Here is a 17,491-nt window from a genome sequence, read left to right as displayed (position 1 = left end):
GATGCGTATGTATCGGTAATGTGGTGGTAATAATGAAGATACGACCAATCTTCGCTTGGTACGATTTGTGGGTTGGCGTTTTCATAGATCGTCCGAAGAGGCGGATATATATTTTTCCGGTTCCGTGTCTTGGATTGATGATTCAGCTTCAACACGCCGCCGCATCCTGACCGATCTATCTTCCAAGGGTCTCAGTGCAGGATTGCCGCCGCCATGCCCGAGCGAGTCGAGCGCAATTGCGAATTGTCGCTGCGCCGGATGCCGCAGGCAGATGGGATAGCATATGATCGTCAAGAATTTCGAATATCTCATAGCGCTCGATCGCGAGGGTCACTTCGGGCGGGCCGCCAAGAGCTGCAACGTGTCGCAGCCGACGCTTTCGGCGGGGATCAAGCAGCTAGAGGAAGATCTGGGCGTCGAGATCGTGCGGCATGGCCGGCGATATGACGGTCTCACATTGGAAGGCGGGACAGTGCTCGCCTGGGCCAAGAAGATCGAACGGGACTGTGACGGGCTGGAGAGTGACCTGTCGGCCCTCAAGCGAGGGCTGGAGGGCCTGTTCCGCTTGGGCATGGTATCAGGCACTTCGGCTGTCGGCGCGATCGTCAGCGCCGCTCTTGCGGATCAAATCCCCTTGCTGGGGCAAACCGTGACGGCGAGTGGCACTGCTTCGCTGTTGAGATCCTTGCTGGATCACGAAATGGACATGGCGCTGACCTATCTCGGCGAGGTTCCGAAGGACGAGTTCGAGACCCATCATCTCTACCGGGAACATACGACCCTGTTCCAGATGAGCAAAGAGCCGCAGCCCAAGCGAGTCGCGTGGGATCATGTCGTGAGCCTGCCGCTTTGCATTCTGGCAGGCGCGCTCCCCAGCGAGGCACAGTTGCAGCTCGCGCACTGCTCGGCCGCGACGATCAACACGGACACGATCGACATTCTGGCGGCGCATCTGGCCACAGGGCGTTACGCGGCAGTCTTGCCCCAATCGCTTGCGACCCGCCTCGCCCACATTCCAAACCTTCAGGCTTCAGCACTGACGGGTGCGGGCGCGCACGCAGATGTTGGATTCGTCAGCGTCAAGGGGGAGGCAAAGTCGCCGCCCTCGGCAGCCCTTCTTGAGCTGGTCCACACTCCCAAAGTCGTGTCTCCTTTGCAGGAAATCCTTGCATTGCATCGCCAATTTCAGCCTCGAAAGGGCTGAACCGGCAATGTTGCGGTGCGAAAAACGCTCATAGGAATTTCCTATCTCAAGATAGAAACTTCGAGTTTGCTGTCACATGCAGCCAAAGCCATTCTGCATGGACGATAATGAAGAGGTCTGGATCGCCAAAGGCGTATTGTGTTGATTTAATTCAGCGCAGCTCCTTTGGCGCGTCCGGTAGAAACTTCAACATTATTGAGGGGTGGCGGACGAGAGCTAGGAGATAATTCGATGGCTACCGGAAACAGGATCGTCACATTCGAGAAGCCGATGGAGATGAAGGTCAACACCTTCAAATTCCCGGAGCTGATTACGCCGCAGGGCAAGAAAGCCCCCCACGGCGCCATTCTCAAGATCGTCACCACCAACATCTGCGGCAGCGACCTTCACATCTACCGCGGTTCGTTCGAAGTCCCCAAGGGGATGACGATGGGCCACGAGATGACCGGCGAGGTGATCGAGGTCGGCTCCGACGTCGAATATATCAAGGTCGGCGATATCGTGTCCGTTCCCTTCAACGTCGGCTGCGGACGCTGCTACAACTGCAAGCACATGCGCTCGGACGTGTGCGAGCACACCAACCCCGAAGTCGATTGCGGCGCCTACGGCTTCAACCTGGGCGGATGGACCGGCGGTCAGGGGGATTACCTGTTCGTGCCCTATGCAGACTTCAATCTGCTGGCCTTCCCCGACAAGGACGCGGCCATGGCGAAGATCCGTGATCTGACGCTGCTTTCGGACGTGCTGCCGACCGCGTTCCACGGGTTCGCCGCGCCCGACTGGCCGGCGCAGCCTGCGTATATCGTCGGCGAGAACGTGCTGATCTTCGGCGCGGGGCCTGTCGGTCGCGCGGGCGCAGCCTGCGCGAAGCTCCTCGGTGCCGGCGCCATCATCGTCGCCGACTTCATTCAGGAGCGGCTCGATCTGCTCAAGCCGCACGGCGTCGAGACCATCAACCTGTCGGACGGCATTCCGATCGAGGATCATCTGGAACGGATCACCGGCAAGCGCGAGGCCGATCGCGTCATCGACTATGTGGGCCTCGACTGTCGCGGGTTCGGGGCGGAGTCCGACCAGATCGTCGAGAACGCCGTCACCAACGCGCTGCTGAAATATGTCCGCTTCGGTGGGATGACCAGCACGGTCGGCGTTTACTGCCCCAATCCGATCTCCAAGAATAGGGACAACAAGAAGGGCAGCATGGAAGTCGATTGGGCCAGTGGCTGGATCAAGTCGCCGCGGATGTCGGCAGGCCAGTCGCCGACGGCGAATTACAACCACGCCCTCATGCGGGCGATCCTGAACGATCGGATGCCCTATCTGACCCCGATGATGAACACGAAGATCATCAAGCTGGAGGATGCGCCGGCGGCCTACAAGGAGTTCGATGACGGATCGGCGTTCAAGTACGTCATCGATCCGCACGGCTCCGTAGCGGCCTGATCTTCTTCTAACCCGGAATATCCCCCGGTCATGACCGGGGGATATTCTGAGTCGTAGGGGGCGGACTGCTTTCCGCACGAACACCCCCTTCCGGCTTGTCGATCTAACTCCCCCCCGGATCGGCAAGCCGCCCCTTTCCGGAAACGCAGCATCAACGATCGCGCTGCGCTTTCCCAAGCCATGACGTCCTGTCAGGCGCCTCCATCCCTCAGTCGATATCCCTCTTGCATACTGGCTAGGAGTATATTAGACATACTCCCGCCAGTATGTGTTTGTCCGAGAGTCGCGCTTCGCCGGGCTTCACAACCGGCGGTCCGATTCAACCAACGAGGGAAATCAAAATGAAATCTCGCGCCGCCGTAGCCTTCGAGGCAGGCAAGCCGCTCGAAATCGTCGAGATCGATGTCGCACCGCCCCAGAAAGGCGAAGTGCTCATCAAGGTCACGCATACCGGGGTATGCCACACCGACGCTTTCACGCTGTCCGGCAACGATCCGGAGGGCATTTTCCCGGTCGTTCTCGGTCACGAGGGCGCGGGCATCGTCGTCGAGGTCGGCGAGGGCGTCACCAGCGTCAAGCCGGGCGATCACGTCATTCCGCTCTACACCGCCGAGTGCGGCAAGTGCGAGTTCTGTCTGTCCGGCAAGACCAACCTGTGCGTCGCGGTCCGCGAAACGCAGGGCAAGGGCCTGATGCCTGATGGCACCACGCGCTTCTCCTACAACGGCCAGCCCCTCTATCACTACATGGGCTGCTCGACGTTCAGCGAATACACCGTCGTCGCCGAAGTCTCGCTCGCCAAGATCAACCCGGAAGCGAACCCCGAGCATGTCTGCCTTCTGGGCTGCGGCGTCACCACCGGCATCGGCGCGGTCCACAACACCGCCAAGGTGCAGCCGGGTGACTCGGTTGCCGTGTTCGGTCTGGGCGGCATCGGTCTCGCCGCGATCCAGGGCGCGCGTCAGGCCAAGGCAGGCCGCATCATCGCGATCGACACCAACCCGACGAAGTTCGAGCTGGCACGTCAGTTCGGCGCGACCGACTGCATCAACCCCAAGGACTATGACAAGCCGATCCAGCAAGTGCTGATCGAGATGACCGGATGGGGCATCGACCACACGTTCGAGTGCATCGGCAACGTCCATGTCATGCGGGCCGCGCTGGAATCCGCGCATCGTGGCTGGGGCCAGTCGATCGTCATCGGCGTTGCCGGCGCGGGCCAGGAAATCTCCACCCGTCCGTTCCAGCTCGTCACGGGCCGCGTCTGGAAGGGGTCGGCCTTTGGCGGCGTCAAGGGGCGCACCCAGCTTCCCGGCATGGTCGAGGACGCCATGAAGGGCGAGATCGATCTGGCGCCCTTCGTCACCCACACCATGGGTCTCGATGAGATCAACGAGGCGTTCGACCTGATGCACGAAGGCAAGTCGATCCGCACCGTGATCCACTACTGATCCGACAGATTACGCCGTTTAGTTTCAAACACTAACCTCAAGGAAGAATATCATGGCTGACCCCGTTATCTCCGGCAACGGCGTGTTCTCGCACGTCTTCATCGGCGCTGCCGACGTCGAGCAGTCGTCGGCGTTCTATGACGCCGCTCTGGGCGCCCTGGGCGTCAAGAACCTCGGCCCCTTCGGCAATGGCTGGGTGCTGTACGGTCGCGACAAGCCCGCCTTCATCATTGCCCGTCCCGGCAATGGCGAAGCGCCCTCCAGCAACGGCGTGACGGTTGGCTTTGCCGCCGCGACGCCCGCCGAAGTGGACGCTTTCCACGCGGCCGGCCTCGCGGCCGGTGGCACCGACGAGGGCCAGCCCGGCCCGCGTGGCCATCTGCCGGGTGCCTATGCGGCCTATCTGCGTGATCCGGCGGGCAACAAGGTCTGCTCGTACACCTTCATCTGAAGCCGGAAGGTGAGGGCGATACCCGCAACCCTATGACTGGCTGTCGCCGGCGCTGAAACAGGCGCCGGCGCTTCCCCCCGCACAACAGCCAGCAAAAGGGCTCCTATCGCCACACCGTCCACCAACCGTCGAAGCAAGGAAACAAAAATGGAACGTGTCGAACATCACGCCAGCTTCGGCGGTTGGCAGGACGTCTATCAGCATGACTCGATCAGCCTCGGTTGTCCGATGAAGGTCGGCGTCTATCTGCCTCCCCAGGTGAAGGACGGTCGCGTGCCGGTGCTGTATTGGCTGTCCGGCCTGACCTGCACCGAGCAGAATTTCATCACCAAGGCTGTCGCGCAGCGTTTCGCGGCCGAGCACGGGATCATCCTCGTCGTGCCGGACACCAGCCCGCGAGGCGAAGGCGTGGCCGACGATCCCGGCTATGATCTGGGGCAGGGCGCCGGCTTCTACGTCAACGCGACGCAGGAACCTTGGGCCGCACACTACCGCATGTACGATTATGTCGTCGAGGAATTGCCGGCGCTGATCGAAGCCACATTCCCGGCCGATGATCGCCGGGCTATCGCGGGCCATTCCATGGGCGGGCATGGCGCCCTTGTTGCCGCCCTGCGCAACCCCGGACGCTATCGCAGCGTATCGGCCTTCTCGCCGATCGTAGCGCCGAGCCAGGTGCCTTGGGGCGAGCGTGCCTTCACGGCCTATCTGGGTGACGATCGCGAGGCGTGGAAGCAATATGACGCCATCGAACTGGCTCTGTTGCAAACTGATCCGATTTTCGGTGATCTGTCTTGCCGAGAGTGAGGGTGGCGCGATGTCAGGGTTCAAAGGGCGGCATTTTGAGGGTGAGATCGTGCTTTGGGCGGTGCGATGGTACTGCCGGTATGGCATCAGCTACCGGGATCTTGAGCAGATGATGGGCGAACGTGGCGTGAATGTTGACCATTCCACGATCTACCGCTGGGTTCAGAGATACGCCCCGGAGATCGAGAAGCGGCTGCGCTGGCAATGGCGCCGCCCTGCCTCGACGAGTTGGCGGGTCGATGAGACCTATATCAAGGTTCGTGGTGCCTGGACGTATCTGTATCGCGCGGTCGACAAGGACGGGAACACGATCGATTTTTATCTCTCGCCAACGCGGAATACGAAGGCTGCGAAGCGTTTCCTGGGCAAGGCGCTGGGCGGGTTGAAGGACTGGGAGAAACCCGAGATCATCAATACCGATAAGGCGCCGACCTACACCGCCGCCATTGCTGAACTGAAAGCGGAAGGCAAATGTCCCAAGGATACCCAGCATCGCCAGGTGAAGTATCTGAACAACGTCGTTGAGGCTGACCATGGCAAGCTGAAGCAGCTGATCCGGCCGGTGCGGGGTTTCAAGACACTGAAGACGGCGTATGCGACGATCAAAGGCTTCGAGGTGATGCGGGCCCTGCGCAAGGGACAGGCAGCTGCCTTCAATCTCACCCGCGACATTTGCGGCGAGGCGCGGCTGGTCGAGCGTGCCTTCGGCCTCGGCGCTTGCGCCCTCACCGAAGCCATTCAACTCATCGGCAAACGGATGGAACTTGAAGCAGCCTAATGGGCACCGCTCGAACAGCCATGAGACGAACTGCGCCCGTCATCACAGTTTGCAACAGAGCCGGCTGGCCAGCATCATCGAGCGCGCAAAGCTCGCCATCCAGCACGCAGTCCTCGAGCATCGCGGCCGCGGCCGAGTGCAAGGGCAGCTTCTGGGTCCAGTCGTGGCCGTTGCGGGTGAACCAGGTAGCCCGTCCGGACTGGACGTTCAGCTGAAACCGGTAGCCGTCGAATTTGATCTCGTGGATCCAGCCCACGCCGCTAGGCGGCCGGGCGACAAGGGTCGGATGCGCCAGGGGGAGGAAAGTCCCGGGCATCGAGGGCGTCAGCGCTAGATCCTGATTTCTGCGAGCCATGATCCGGACTCCAACGGAGGTCGGCCGGAATCGCTCCGCACCCATATTCACCGGACTACTGGCCATCGGTGTCGGCCGACGCGGACAATCCCCACCATCCAGTCAGAGCAGGCCATCGCTCTTTGAGCGAGGGCGGCGAAAAACCAATCCGGGAGGGCAAGGTCAAGGCTGATGGAAGGGCAGGGGACCCCTGCTGCAGCCGAAGGCGAAGCTGGGGACGCCCGAGATCACCGCGCCAGCGGTCGCCTTGAGCAAGCCCGGGCGAAGCCCATCTCAGGGGATGTCTGGGCGATCAGCAAAGAACCGGGGTAGATGCGCTACAGCGTCAGCGACCATGTCGTGCACGAGGCCGCCTTCGCCGCTGAGAATCCGCGACGCGACGTCCAACTTGCCGACGACATCGGCGAACGATCTGGCTGAGGTCCTGGCCAGCGCCTGAGTGCAGCTGGCCTTGTCGGCGTCCAGGAAGACGAGGCGATCATCGATAAGCGTCATTTCATCGGCCGCGCCGGGGCTGATGTCGCCCGATTGAGGCGGCGGCCTCAACACCAAAACCTCCAGAGCCGACCATCGACCGGTGAGGTGGATGTCCCCGCACAGGTCTCTGATCGGGCGTTAAAGGTGGTCAGCTTAAAGCCGTCGCCTTTGCCCTTCTCGGTGTCCTTGAGCGGTTTCCCTGTGCGCCAGAAGGGCACGAGGCCCCAGCGCATCTTCTCGACGATCCAGCCGTCCTCGCCCAGCCGCGCTGTGGCCTGACTTGTCGTCGGCCGCACATCGTCATTTGGTTCAAAATTCAGAGGGACTGTCGTCACGGGCGCATAGGTGGACAGCGCTGTGTGGATTTCGGCCCAACTGAACTTGCCTGTGGTCTCAAAGCGTCCGCACATCGCCTTCGCCCTCCGCAGGTGGGGCAACAAGAAACGCAAGGTGCGGGCGCTCACCGAGCCGGGCCGTGATGAACGCGGACAGGTCAGCCTCGCTTCCAGCCATCTGCTCCTCCGTGATTGCGCCTCGGAAAAGTTCGTAGCGCAGCCACACCCGGTAGGTGTTCACAACATCGGTCTCCCCGTAGTTGGCGCACTCTTGAATGTGACCGGCTCGGACGTGCTCCCAGACCTTCGAGCCGTCGATTCCCTCCGGTTTCCCCGGAAGGCCCATCATCTTGCACAGGTCGTCCAACGATGCCTTCGCGTTGGATTGGAAGCTGGCAAGTTCGTCGCACAGATCGACATGCGCCTGATCGTAGCGCTTGAAGTAGGGTCGGGAGGTCAGACCCGGCGCGGCGATGCCGTTGACCATCGCCCGGTAGCGCAGAACGGGCATATCGAACCCATTGCCGTTGAACGTCACCAGCGTCGGCCGAAGGCTGTCCACGCGGGCGGCGAACGCGGAGATCAAATCGACTTCTGTTCGGTCCCCGATATGGGGAGCGCCCAGCGACTGGATTTTCCAAACGCCGTCGATGCGCTCCGCTATCAGTGCAGCAAGAACCGCAACCTTATGGAGGGGCAGCTTTGGGAACTTCTCGCCGAGGATTTCGACAGCCTCTACGTCGGTGAGGGCTTCGCGCCGGTGAAGGCGTGCGAGCGTCTCGGTGCAGGGCACGGTTTCGAGATCGAAGACGATGGTGTGCTGGCTCAAAGGACCTCCCGGTTGCAGAGTGTCATTCTCTCGCATCGCTGTCTTTTGTCACCCATAACAGCCCGACACCGGCGACTTCGGAGTTCAGCGATACGCACACCACTGGGTCCAACTTAAGACCGCGAACTACCGCGCCTCCAACGGCTTCCTTGTCAGTCCGCCTTAAGGGCGTATCGGATAGCCCCAGTGCAGTTATCTATCCAATCTTGCACCTCCAAGTCGTCAGAGTCCTTTCTTATCAAATCAAGCAGAACCCCCAGCTTTATCGCAGTCATTTGGGGCAAGTCTATTATGATCTCATTCTGGTCTTTGCGTCGGCGGCGAGCCGCAAAACCATCTCGGATTTTCGAAACATCTATCGCATCAAGGAATTCGTTGAGCTTGGGGTTGCCGTCCATTTCTGCAATGAAGTTCTGTAGATCAAATGCTGCGCGAGGTAAGAATTTTATAGTGACTAATCTATTATAAACGGGGTGGTGCAGCGATATTGGAACAGCGTCGGACATCGTTTTGTTCTCTCCTATGAATGAAGAGACATCAAAATAAATCTCCTTCCGTCCTGTATTTGTGGAGAGGACGAAATGCTCTACGGTTCGATCACCAGCTTTCATTAGCTTGCGATTTAAAATCTTCCAATCCGTTTGAGGTTTACCAAAGAGCTTTGACATTATCGAATATTCGTAGCGTATACCTTCCGCACTATTCGGAGCTTTGATGACCCACGCTCTTTCGGGAGTCGTTCCGTTGTTATGCACCGTGGATGGGTTATCTGCCGTCTTTATAGCATTCGGCGGTCTGTCCTTCTCCGGCCCAGTCATTGCTAAAACTGACAGGAAGACGGTTATCAGAACCCCGCCGATCCACGTCACGCCCTCGAAACCATCGTTCATAACAAGCGACGCTGTTCCCGCTCCTACGACGAGTGCAGCAGCGACAAGAGCGAGCCGTTGGGCTTTGTTGGGCTTAAACATTCGCCGACCATAAGCGGACGAGCTTGGTGGCTACAACATTCCGATGTGTTTCCAGTGCCGCAGACGCTCTGCTTGCCACCGCAAGGCCGACCATTTCATCTATGGTCACCCACAGGTGCGCAGGTTTGTGAAACGCACACTATCGGTCCAGATACAAGACGCGAAACTGTTCGCGCGGCTCGTGCTGCAAGGCGACGCGGACATAGGCCAGGAGCGCTGTCCAGGACGAGATCACCGGCCGCTTGGCCGTCGGCTCCTTCGCGATCCGCCGCGTCACGTCGAAGATGAACTGAAGGTCGAGCGCCACCGCCCGCGTCGCCTTGCCGACGGCGTATCCCATCGACCGCGCCACCTGATCCTCGATCGCCTCATGGCTGGCCGCCCCGATCCCCTCCAGCCCTCCGAACCGCGCCAGCAGATCCTTGGCCAGCGGCTTGGTGTCCTTATAGGGCACGCTGCGAAACAGCAGCAGTTCCAGCAACTCATAGTCGGGCAGGGCGCCCAGGCCCCCCTTCGCCGCCCGCTCACGCAGCCGGTCGCGATGACCGCTGTGGCGGGGTTTGGGCTTGATGAGAGTTTCGTCGGTCATACGCCGTCGGGCTCGCAGATGCGCAACCTTGGCAGGATCGGTCGATCCGGCGATGGGCGCAAGTGCAGCGTGTGCGACTACACTTTTCTTTCGTCATCCTCCGGCAAGCCGCTTGCGGCGCAGACCGGGGGACCCAGCGGCGCCGAAGGCGATCCATCAGTTCGCAAGACGTCGAAAGACCGGGGTCGCGGCAGGTTCGCGCTCACGCGCGCCGCTGGGTCCCCCGGTCTCCTTCCGCTTTCGCGGGGGTTGCCGGAGGATGACGAAAGAAGAAGCTCGCCGTCAGTTCGGTCGGAACAGCCCTGCCGGCGACGCCGTGAAGATTTCCAGTCCGTCCTCCGTCACCCCGATGGTGTGCTCGCACTGGGCCGACAGGGACTTGTCGCGAGTCACGGCGGTCCAGCCGTCGGACAGGACCTTCACGTGCGGCTTGCCCAGGTTCACCATCGGCTCGACGGTGAAGAACATGCCGGGCTTCAGCACCGCGCCCTCGCCGCGACGGCCGTAGTGCAGGACGTTTGGGCTGTCGTGGAAGACGCGGCCGATGCCGTGGCCGCAAAAGTCGCGCACCACGCTCATGCGCTGGGCCTCGACGAACTTCTGGATCGCATAGCCGATGTCGCCGAACGTGTTGCCCGGCTTGACCTGCTCCAGGCCCAGATCCAGAGACTGATAGGTCACGTCGATCAGCTTCTTGGCCCGCGCACTGATCTCGCCCACCGCATACATGCGGCTGGAATCGCCGTGCCAGCCGTCCACGATCACGGTGTGGTCGATGTTGACGATGTCGCCGTCCTTCAGCACCCGGTCGCCGGGAATGCCGTGGCAAACGACGTGGTTGATCGAAGTGCAGACGGTCTTCTCGTAGCCCTTGTAGCCCAGGCAGGCGGGCAGGCCGCCGTTGTCCAGGGTGAACTCGCGCACGAGATCGTCGATCGTGCTGGTCAGGACGCCCGGCTTCACATGCGCCGCGATCATGTCCAGCGCCTCGGCGACCAGACGGCCGGCCTTGCGCATGCCCTCGAAGTCTTCCGCCTCATGGATGCGGATGGCGCTGGAGCGGACCAGGACGTCGGTTTCGAGTTCGGGCGTTTCGTACATGGGGCGATCGGTCTGCAAAAGGCGGGATACGGCGCAATCCGTTCGCCGCAGATGGGCGTTATAGCATGAAACCTCAAGCCTGCCCCCGGATTCCCGCATGACCGACGCTGACACCGACCGTTCCGGCCCGACCGCCGCCGTCCTGGTCATCGGCGACGAAATCCTGTCGGGCCGGACCCAGGACACCAACACCAACACCATCGCCCGGTTTCTGGCGGCGTTGGGGATCGACCTGATGGAGGCGCGGGTCGTCAGCGACGATCACGGCCGGATCGTCGAGGCGTTGGACGCCCTCCGCTCACGCTGGGACTATGTCTTCACCACCGGCGGCATCGGTCCGACCCATGACGACATCACCGCCGACGCCGTGGCGGCCGCCTTCGGCGTGCCCCTGCCTGAAGATCCCGACGCGATGGCCATCCTGTCGCGCCGATATGGCGACGAGTTCAACGCCGCGCGCCGTCGCATGGCGCGCATCCCCGAAGGCGGCGTTCTGATCGCCAATCCGGTCACCGATGCGCCCGGCTTCCAGGTCGGCAATGTCTTCGTCATGGCCGGCGTGCCCAAGATCATGCAGGCCATGCTGGAAGACGTGGCCCCACGCCTGCGCACCGGCGCCATCGTTCATGTCCAGACCTTGAAGGTCACCGGCGTGGGCGAGGGGGCGGTGGCCGATGTGCTGCTGGCGGCGGCCAACCAGCGTCGGGACCTGTCCTTCGGCAGCTATCCGTTTGGCCATGGCAGCGTCGGCGAGATCGGAACACAGTTGGTCATTCGTGGCCGCAACGCCGATCAGGTCGATGCGGCGGCGCATGATTTGATCGCAGAACTGCGTAATCTAGGCATCGATGTTGCCGCTGCGTAACCTCGCAAAGCCGTGATCGTGTGCGGCTCAGGCGCCACGGTTTCGCCTGTTTCCGGTCCGATGGGGGCCTTGCCCGCAACGCTTTCGCGCCGCGAACGCTGAGAGGGCTCCTCCCCTGATCGACCGCGCGTAATGCGGCCGGCGCTTACTTAGGTGTATGAAATGACCTCCAGGAACTTCGCCCGCGTGGGCGGGATCGCCCTGACGACCGCCCTGCTGGCCGGCGTCGCCGCCCCGGCCATGGCCGGCTCCTTCTATGTCCAGGAACAATCGACCCGCGGCCAGGGTCGCGCCAACGCCGGCGTCGGCGCCGACAAGGGCGTCCAGTCGCTGTGGTGGAACCCCGCCGCCATCGCCGGAACCCAGCGCGAAGTCTATGTCGGCATGCACGGCCTGATCTTGGACTCCGACGTCGACAACCGCGGCTCCACGCTCAGCTACAACCTGCCTGCCCCGACGCCGCCGTTCCCGGCCGGCACCATCCTCAGCGGCTCAACCGTTGTGGCTGGCGACCCGCATGTCCACGACGTCGTCGAAAGCGGCATCGTGCCGAACTTCGCCGTCTCCATGCCGATCGGCGACCGCTTCAACGTCGGCCTGGCCGTCCAGGCGCCCTACAACTTCACCACCAAATACGAGCAGCCCGACTTCGCCCGCTACGACGCCCTGACGTCGGAACTGCGTTCGGCCAACGTCAGCCTGGTCGCCGCCATGACGGTCACCGACTGGCTGGACATCGGCGCCGGCTTCGACGCCCAGTATGCCAAGGCGACCCTGTCCTCGGCGCTGCCGAACCTGCCGACCGTTGCTGGCGTTGCTCCGCTGGTGCTGATCCCCTCGGCCACCGACGGCCGCAACCAGCTCGAAGGCGACGGCTGGGAATACGGATGGAACGCCGGCGCCCAAATGCACTTCGGCAAGCTGGACCTCGGTCTGTCGTACCGCTCCAAGATCGAGCACGAACTGGAAGGCTCGGTGAACATCTCCGGACTGACTGGCGCATTGGCTGCGGCGAACGTTTCGGCCGACGGCCAGGCCAGCTTCAACACGCCCTGGTACGCCACCGTCTCGGCCCGCTACGCCGTCAACGATCGCCTCACGCTGAACGCCCAGGTCAACCAGATCGGCTGGAGCGAGTTCGACGCTATCCGCGTGACCTATGGCGCGAACGGCCGTTCGACCATCGTTCAGGACTATGACGACGTCACCACCGGCGCGATCGGCTTCGACTACAAGATCGATCCCTCGATGACCTTCCGCGCCGGCCTGGGCTACGACCCGACCCCGACCTCGGACGATCACCGCACCGCCCGTATCCCGGACGGCGACCGCTGGCTCTACGCCGCCGGCCTGTCCAAGACGGTCGGCAACATGACCTTCGACGGCGCCGTGACCTACATCGACATCGACACCGCGACGATCAACGACACGCGCGACGTTTACGGCAACGGCCTAGTCATCTCGAACCTGCGTGGCGAAGCGCAAGGCTCGGGCGTCGGCTTCTCGCTGGGCGCGACCTGGAACTTCTAAGTTCCGCTCAGCCCCGGCTGACATGAGAACGGCGGCTCCTTCGCAGGAGCCGCCGTTTTTTTGTCTCAACATGAAGGCGGCGGGGAGCAAACGCTCCCCGACCCGCAGGCTCAGCCCTTGGCGGCGCCGCCGTAGCCCTTGCCGCCGTTCGACGGGCGGCGACGGGGGCGGCGCTTCATTTCGCCCTCGGCCGGTTTGACGTTGTCGTTGATCGAGGGGACGCGCTCGCCGGCCAGGGGGTTGTAGGCGCGCTCGGGACGCGGGGCCGCCGGGGTCTCGCCCGGGCGGTTGCGACGCTGGCGGTGCGGCTGGCCGCCGCCTTCCGGACGCACGCCCTCGCGGTGCGGCGCGCGACGGCCGCGACCGCCCCGTCCCTGGCCGCCCTCGTTGCGCTCGCCGCCCTCGCGTTCCGGCATCGTCGCCTTCTTGCCGACGCCGGTGGCCATGATGGTGGCGTCCAGCTGGCCCAGGGCCTTGTCGTTACGGCGGTCGATGGCCGGAATCTTCTGGCGCGTGACCTTTTCGATGTCGCGCAGCAGCTTCATCTCGTCCCCGGCGACGAAGCTGACGGCGGTGCCGTCCTTGCCCGCCCGCGCGGTGCGGCCGATGCGGTGGACGTAGCTCTCCGGCACGTGCGGCAGTTCGAAGTTCACGACGTGCGAGACGCCGTCCACGTCGATGCCGCGCGCGGCGATGTCGGTGGCGACCAAGACGCGCAGCTTGCCCTTCTTGAAGGCTTCCAGGGTGCGCTCACGCTGAGGCTGGCTCTTGTTGCCGTGGATGGCCCCGGCCTCGACGCCGCCGGCTTCCAGATAGGCCGCGACCTTGTCGGCGCCGTGCTTGGTCTTGGTGAAGACCAGGCAGCGCGTGTACTCGGGATCCGAGAACATCTCGGTCAGCAGGGCGCGTTTGCGGCCCTGTTCGATATAGACGACCGACTGGCTGATACGCTGCACCGTGGTCGACTGCGGCGTGACCTGGACCTTGACCGGGTCCTTCAGCAGTTCGCCCGCCAGCTTGCCGATCTCGCCGGGCATGGTCGCCGAGAAGAACAGGTTCTGGCGTTTGGCCGGGATCTTCGAGACGATCTGGCGGATCGGCTTGATGAAGCCCAGGTCCAGCATCTGGTCGGCCTCGTCCAGCACGAAGATCTCGGTCGAGGACAGATCCAGGTTTTTCTGCTGAATGTGGTCCAGCAGACGGCCCGGCGCGGCGACCAGGATGTCCAGACCCTGTTGCAGGGCCCGCTCCTGACCGCCGTATTTCACGCCGCCGAAGATTACCGCGACCCGGAAGCCCAGGTGGGCGCCATAGGCCTTGAAGCTGTCGCCGATCTGGGTGGCCAGTTCACGCGTGGGGCTCAGGACCAGCACGCGGGTCGTGCGGGGCTTAGGGGCGATGCGGTTTTCGGCCAGGCGATGCAGGATCGGCAGGGCGAAGGCGGCGGTCTTGCCGGTGCCGGTCTGGGCGATGCCCAGCAGGTCCTTGCCGGCCATGACGTCGGGAATGGCCTTTTCCTGGATCGGGGTCGGCTTGGTGTAGCCGGTCGAGGCCAGGGCCTGCAGCAGGGCCTTGTTCAGGCCCATGGATTCGAATGTGGTGCTCACAGCAGTCTGTCTTTCGCGTAGCGGCAGGGCGCTTTCAGCCATGGCATGACGCCGTCGGGCCGCGCACCGCCAGTCCCGACGGGGCCTCGGGGAGGAGGCCTGCGGGGTGGATCGGGCGCCGCCCCGCGTGTCCGGGCAGCGAATGGATATGAGGGGCCGGCGGCTTCTACAGACAGGTCCGAAGGGGACCCACACGCGCTGGAGACGCCGGAGATCGCGAGTGTGCGACGCCGCGCAAATGGGCGCTTATCGCCGATAAGTCAACTGCGGCGCCCCTCAGGGCGCGTATTGCGTCGCCGCCTCGGGCAGTCCGTCGGGCAGGCCGATGGCCGCGCGCCAGTCCTCGGGATGCAGCCGCGCCATCTCCAGGTCCAGCCACGCCAGCGGCTTCAGCGCGCCGTCCTCCTCCCAGAACCGCTCGGCCCACGGCTGGCCCGTCTCGATCGCCCGCGCCCGGTCCCGCGCTGTCGCCTCGGGCCCCAGATGCGTCGCGCGCCAGTGATACAGCCACGGAATATGCCAGTGCGGCGCCCGGCTCAGCCGCTCGTCCGTCATCGCCGCCGCCAGACATTCCGCCAGCGCCCGCGCGTCCTCCAGCTGGGCGTTGAAGGCGTCGCGCCGCGCCTGGATATGCCGGTCCCAGCCCTCGGCCGGCTCGATCGGCGCCAACGTCGGCTCAGGCCGTTTCCAGCCTTCCGCCTCGCGCCGCTTCCACAGGGCGGGCACCCCGACGTCATAGCGTGCGGCGACCGACCGCGCGGTCTCGCCGTCCTCCCACGCCTTCCTGACCTCGGCCCAGACGGCGTCCGGCCGGATTTTGCGATGTATGCCCTGGCTCATGCGACAGGGGTGTCACACGCCCCTGCGTCATCATCGGTCGCACCCGCGCCTCATGCACAGCTGGCGCGTGACCCCTGACATCTCGCGATGTGGAAAATCAAATCTCTAGCCTCGAAAATCGGCCTTCTCCCGGCCTGGGGTAGCGACGGCCTCATAATGTCCGCATGGAAAAACGCCGCTACAAGATCAAACCGCCCGAGGTCTGGACCCAGGTCCGAAAGGACTATCTGTCCGGCCTCGACGCCAAGACCGTCGCCGCTCGCCACGACGTGACCGAGGCCTCCATCCGCGCCCGCGCGACGAAGGAGGGCTGGTCCCGCCATCCGCGCCGCGAGGCCGCGACGCCCGCGCCCCAACCCCTGTCGCCCCACGACGCGGCCGACCTGTCGCCCGACGACCCGAATGACCCGGCGGCCCTGGCCCGCGCCGCCGCCCAGGCGTCGGGCCGCGCCCTGCACGCCCAGGACTTCGCCCAGGCCCGCGCCCTGGCGGCCTTGGCCGAGACCTATCGCAAACTGGCCGACCGCGACGGCCCCGGCCGTGCCGCCCGCCTGACGGTGAAAAACGCGCCCCTGCAACTGGTCTTCGACATCCTGACCAATGAGGCCGAGGCCGAGAACCGCTTCGCCATGAACACCAGCGACAAGAGCGACTGGGAACTGCGCGGCCAATACTGGCAGGCGAAGCAGAAGCTGGAGCGCGCCAACACCGAATGGGGCCACGCCCAACTGGCCCGCCGCGTCCAGCTGGACCGCCGCATCGCCGCCCTTGAAGACCAGCTCCGCGCCGCCGGCCTCGACCCCGTCATCGAACGCGAACAGGACCGCCGCATCTCCAAGGGCCTGGACCTCTACGTTGGCGAGCCGCGCGGGACCATCACGATGGAGGAGTGGGACAAGACGCTGGATGAGTTGTGAGGCCGATTACGGCAGATGGTTGCGCCGCTGCCGGAATCTCGCTCTTGCTGCCGCATGGCTGAAGAAGACGATTTTGAAGAAGAGGTTTCGCGGGACGAGGTCGCCGATGCGCCAGAAGCTGGCGATCCCCAATGGCTGGTCGACTCCAAAATCCCGCTGGAGCTTCGCCAGAAGTATGAGGTCTATAGCTACCGCAGCGCCGCTACCATCCTGGCGGAGAGCCACCCCCAGGAATTCACTGAGCTCTGCGACGCGCTGCGCGAGTTCGTCATCACTAAAACGATGATCCGCACGGCGGGCGGCAATGAATCGGATGTCCCCAAACTGCTTTCGGCTTCTCTGCGACCGAAGGGATGGCAGGAGACGATTATTCGCGGCGACCTGCTCGTAGAAAAGATTTCCCGTGTTCAGATCGGCGTTCAGAGAAACGGTAAGCCCAAAACTGAGAAGCACCGTGAAACCATCCGTCGCTCCAAATATCTAGACGGGCACAAGGTTGACTATGTGAAGGGCCGGGTCGCTTTCGACCTGGAGTGGAACAGCAAGGACCAGACTTTCGACCGTGACCTGTATGCTTTCTCGGCCTTCGCTCAGACGGGCATCATCGACGTCGGCGTGCTCGTCACGCGCGGCGGGCCGGAGATGACCGAATTCATTAAGGGGCTAGGCCAGTCCCTGACCAAGAAGGGCGAACCCGAGTTCACCAAAGGGGGGGCACCGCGCATGGTCGGCGCGAAATACGGAGCCAGCACCACCTGGATGGGCAAGCTTCTCTACCGTTTGAACGCTGGCCGTAACGGCGCCTGTCCGGTGTTGGTTTTTGGTATCACGCCACGCTGCGTGATCGACTGAAGTTTGCTGTCCGCAAACTTTTTCTGGAACAAATGAAGAACCTGTGTAGGTATTCTATTGGTAAGGCCCTAGGCTTTCTGTTGGTCGTG

At 63.2% G+C, this 17,491-nt stretch carries 17 protein-coding genes and 2 pseudogenes; 10 read left to right on the top strand and 9 right to left on the bottom strand.

Annotation, left to right across the window (positions count from 1 at the left end):
* Positions 1-283 precede the first annotated feature (283 nt).
* From E4341_RS13945 to E4341_RS13920, 6 genes and pseudogenes are all read left to right on the top strand, one after another.
* Positions 284-1,204: a LysR family transcriptional regulator gene (locus E4341_RS13945; RefSeq protein WP_062126550.1), complete on the top strand. Its 921-nt coding sequence runs from the start codon at positions 284-286 to the stop codon at positions 1,202-1,204.
* 231 nt (positions 1,205-1,435) lie between these two features.
* Positions 1,436-2,647 (top strand): glutathione-independent formaldehyde dehydrogenase, encoded by a 1,212-nt coding sequence (locus E4341_RS13940; RefSeq protein WP_020486678.1) that lies wholly within the window; start codon positions 1,436-1,438, stop codon positions 2,645-2,647.
* A 341-nt stretch (positions 2,648-2,988) separates the two neighbouring features.
* Positions 2,989-4,098, top strand: coding sequence for an S-(hydroxymethyl)glutathione dehydrogenase/class III alcohol dehydrogenase (locus E4341_RS13935; RefSeq protein ID WP_017980840.1), 1,110 nt, complete (start codon positions 2,989-2,991; stop codon positions 4,096-4,098).
* A 52-nt stretch (positions 4,099-4,150) separates the two neighbouring features.
* Positions 4,151-4,549, top strand: a complete 399-nt coding sequence (locus E4341_RS13930) for a VOC family protein (protein WP_062126553.1) — start codon at positions 4,151-4,153, stop codon at positions 4,547-4,549.
* Between the two features lie 147 nt (positions 4,550-4,696).
* Positions 4,697-5,305: pseudogene (fghA, locus tag E4341_RS13925) on the top strand (S-formylglutathione hydrolase); the annotation flags it as partial.
* 61 nt (positions 5,306-5,366) lie between these two features.
* Positions 5,367-6,134 (top strand): IS6 family transposase, encoded by a 768-nt coding sequence (locus E4341_RS13920; RefSeq protein WP_066521070.1) that lies wholly within the window; start codon positions 5,367-5,369, stop codon positions 6,132-6,134.
* On the opposite strand, the gene E4341_RS13915 is transcribed toward E4341_RS13920, so the two are convergent.
* The 7 genes and pseudogenes from E4341_RS13915 to map form a co-directional block, all read right to left on the bottom strand.
* Positions 6,100-6,489 carry a hypothetical protein gene (locus E4341_RS13915; protein ID WP_240893577.1) on the bottom strand — a complete coding sequence of 130 codons (390 nt, stop codon included), beginning with the start codon at positions 6,487-6,489 and terminating at the stop codon, positions 6,100-6,102. The genes E4341_RS13920 and E4341_RS13915 overlap by 35 nt on opposite strands.
* 273 nt (positions 6,490-6,762) lie before the next feature.
* The gene (locus E4341_RS13910; protein ID WP_165118077.1) at positions 6,763-7,035 is read right to left on the bottom strand and encodes a hypothetical protein; all 273 of its coding nucleotides are present in this window, start codon (positions 7,033-7,035) and stop codon (positions 6,763-6,765) included.
* A complete protein-coding gene (locus E4341_RS13905; RefSeq protein ID WP_165118075.1) occupies positions 7,032-7,376 on the bottom strand; it encodes an SOS response-associated peptidase family protein in 345 nt (114 codons plus the stop codon). The genes E4341_RS13910 and E4341_RS13905 overlap by 4 nt, the downstream gene beginning before the upstream one ends.
* Positions 7,360-8,130 (bottom strand): 3'-5' exonuclease, encoded by a 771-nt coding sequence (locus E4341_RS13900; RefSeq protein WP_165118073.1) that lies wholly within the window; start codon positions 8,128-8,130, stop codon positions 7,360-7,362. Before E4341_RS13900 ends, E4341_RS13905 begins: the two co-directional genes overlap by 17 nt.
* Positions 8,131-8,282: 152 nt before the next feature.
* A complete protein-coding gene (locus tag E4341_RS13895) occupies positions 8,283-9,101 on the bottom strand; it encodes a hypothetical protein (protein WP_165118071.1) in 819 nt (272 codons plus the stop codon).
* A gap of 142 nt (positions 9,102-9,243) precedes the next feature.
* Positions 9,244-9,690, bottom strand: a pseudogene (locus E4341_RS13890) (hypothetical protein); the annotation flags it as partial.
* Between the two features lie 282 nt (positions 9,691-9,972).
* The gene (map, locus tag E4341_RS13885; protein ID WP_165118069.1) at positions 9,973-10,791 is read right to left on the bottom strand and encodes a type I methionyl aminopeptidase; all 819 of its coding nucleotides are present in this window, start codon (positions 10,789-10,791) and stop codon (positions 9,973-9,975) included.
* 97 nt (positions 10,792-10,888) lie between these two features.
* Here map and E4341_RS13880 point away from each other — a divergent pair, with 97 nt between their 5' ends.
* Positions 10,889-11,656 (top strand): molybdopterin-binding protein, encoded by a 768-nt coding sequence (locus E4341_RS13880; RefSeq protein ID WP_165118067.1) that lies wholly within the window; start codon positions 10,889-10,891, stop codon positions 11,654-11,656.
* Positions 11,657-11,818: 162 nt separating this feature from the next.
* Positions 11,819-13,186, top strand: coding sequence for an OmpP1/FadL family transporter (locus E4341_RS13875; RefSeq protein ID WP_165118065.1), 1,368 nt, complete (start codon positions 11,819-11,821; stop codon positions 13,184-13,186).
* Positions 13,187-13,296: 110 nt separating this feature from the next.
* Here E4341_RS13875 and E4341_RS13870 read toward each other — a convergent pair whose 3' ends face one another.
* Together E4341_RS13870 and E4341_RS13865 are read right to left on the bottom strand one after the other, a co-directional pair.
* A complete protein-coding gene (locus E4341_RS13870; RefSeq protein ID WP_370458457.1) occupies positions 13,297-14,793 on the bottom strand; it encodes a DEAD/DEAH box helicase in 1,497 nt (498 codons plus the stop codon).
* Positions 14,794-15,069: 276 nt separating this feature from the next.
* A complete protein-coding gene (locus tag E4341_RS13865) occupies positions 15,070-15,633 on the bottom strand; it encodes a hypothetical protein (RefSeq protein WP_165118063.1) in 564 nt (187 codons plus the stop codon).
* Between the two features lie 164 nt (positions 15,634-15,797).
* Here E4341_RS13865 and E4341_RS13860 point away from each other — a divergent pair, with 164 nt between their 5' ends.
* Both E4341_RS13860 and E4341_RS13855 read left to right on the top strand, forming a co-directional pair.
* Entirely contained in the window at positions 15,798-16,550 is a 753-nt protein-coding gene (locus tag E4341_RS13860; RefSeq protein ID WP_165118061.1) for a hypothetical protein, read from the top strand.
* A gap of 54 nt (positions 16,551-16,604) precedes the next feature.
* The gene (locus E4341_RS13855) at positions 16,605-17,402 is read left to right on the top strand and encodes a BglII/BstYI family type II restriction endonuclease (RefSeq protein ID WP_165118059.1); all 798 of its coding nucleotides are present in this window, start codon (positions 16,605-16,607) and stop codon (positions 17,400-17,402) included.
* Positions 17,403-17,491 lie beyond the last annotated feature (89 nt).

It is taken from the genome of Brevundimonas sp. 'scallop', from assembly GCF_011045535.1.
In the GTDB taxonomy this organism is placed as follows: Bacteria; Pseudomonadota; Alphaproteobacteria; order Caulobacterales; family Caulobacteraceae; genus Brevundimonas; species Brevundimonas vesicularis.
The sequence above is the reverse complement of the archived record's forward strand: the minus strand, read 5'-3'. Positions and strand labels throughout refer to the sequence as shown.

Excerpts from the sequence above, each read along its gene's own strand:
- E4341_RS13860 (WP_165118061.1), top strand. The coding sequence starts at position 15,798 with ATGGAAAAACGCCGCTACAAGATCAAACCGCCCGAGGTCTGGACCCAG.
- E4341_RS13905 (WP_165118075.1), bottom strand. The coding sequence starts at position 7,376 with ATGTGCGGACGCTTTGAGACCACAGGCAAGTTCAGTTGGGCCGAAATC.
- E4341_RS13855 (WP_165118059.1), top strand. The coding sequence starts at position 16,605 with ATGGCTGAAGAAGACGATTTTGAAGAAGAGGTTTCGCGGGACGAGGTC.
- E4341_RS13865 (WP_165118063.1), bottom strand. The coding sequence starts at position 15,633 with ATGAGCCAGGGCATACATCGCAAAATCCGGCCGGACGCCGTCTGGGCC.
- E4341_RS13880 (WP_165118067.1), top strand. The coding sequence starts at position 10,889 with ATGACCGACGCTGACACCGACCGTTCCGGCCCGACCGCCGCCGTCCTG.
- E4341_RS13945 (WP_062126550.1), top strand. The coding sequence starts at position 284 with ATGATCGTCAAGAATTTCGAATATCTCATAGCGCTCGATCGCGAGGGT.
- E4341_RS13920 (WP_066521070.1), top strand. The coding sequence starts at position 5,367 with ATGTCAGGGTTCAAAGGGCGGCATTTTGAGGGTGAGATCGTGCTTTGG.
- map (WP_165118069.1), bottom strand. The coding sequence starts at position 10,791 with ATGTACGAAACGCCCGAACTCGAAACCGACGTCCTGGTCCGCTCCAGC.
- E4341_RS13930 (WP_062126553.1), top strand. The coding sequence starts at position 4,151 with ATGGCTGACCCCGTTATCTCCGGCAACGGCGTGTTCTCGCACGTCTTC.
- E4341_RS13935 (WP_017980840.1), top strand. The coding sequence starts at position 2,989 with ATGAAATCTCGCGCCGCCGTAGCCTTCGAGGCAGGCAAGCCGCTCGAA.
- E4341_RS13895 (WP_165118071.1), bottom strand. The coding sequence starts at position 9,101 with ATGTTTAAGCCCAACAAAGCCCAACGGCTCGCTCTTGTCGCTGCTGCA.
- E4341_RS13940 (WP_020486678.1), top strand. The coding sequence starts at position 1,436 with ATGGCTACCGGAAACAGGATCGTCACATTCGAGAAGCCGATGGAGATG.
- E4341_RS13875 (WP_165118065.1), top strand. The coding sequence starts at position 11,819 with ATGACCTCCAGGAACTTCGCCCGCGTGGGCGGGATCGCCCTGACGACC.
- E4341_RS13915 (WP_240893577.1), bottom strand. The coding sequence starts at position 6,489 with ATGGCTCGCAGAAATCAGGATCTAGCGCTGACGCCCTCGATGCCCGGG.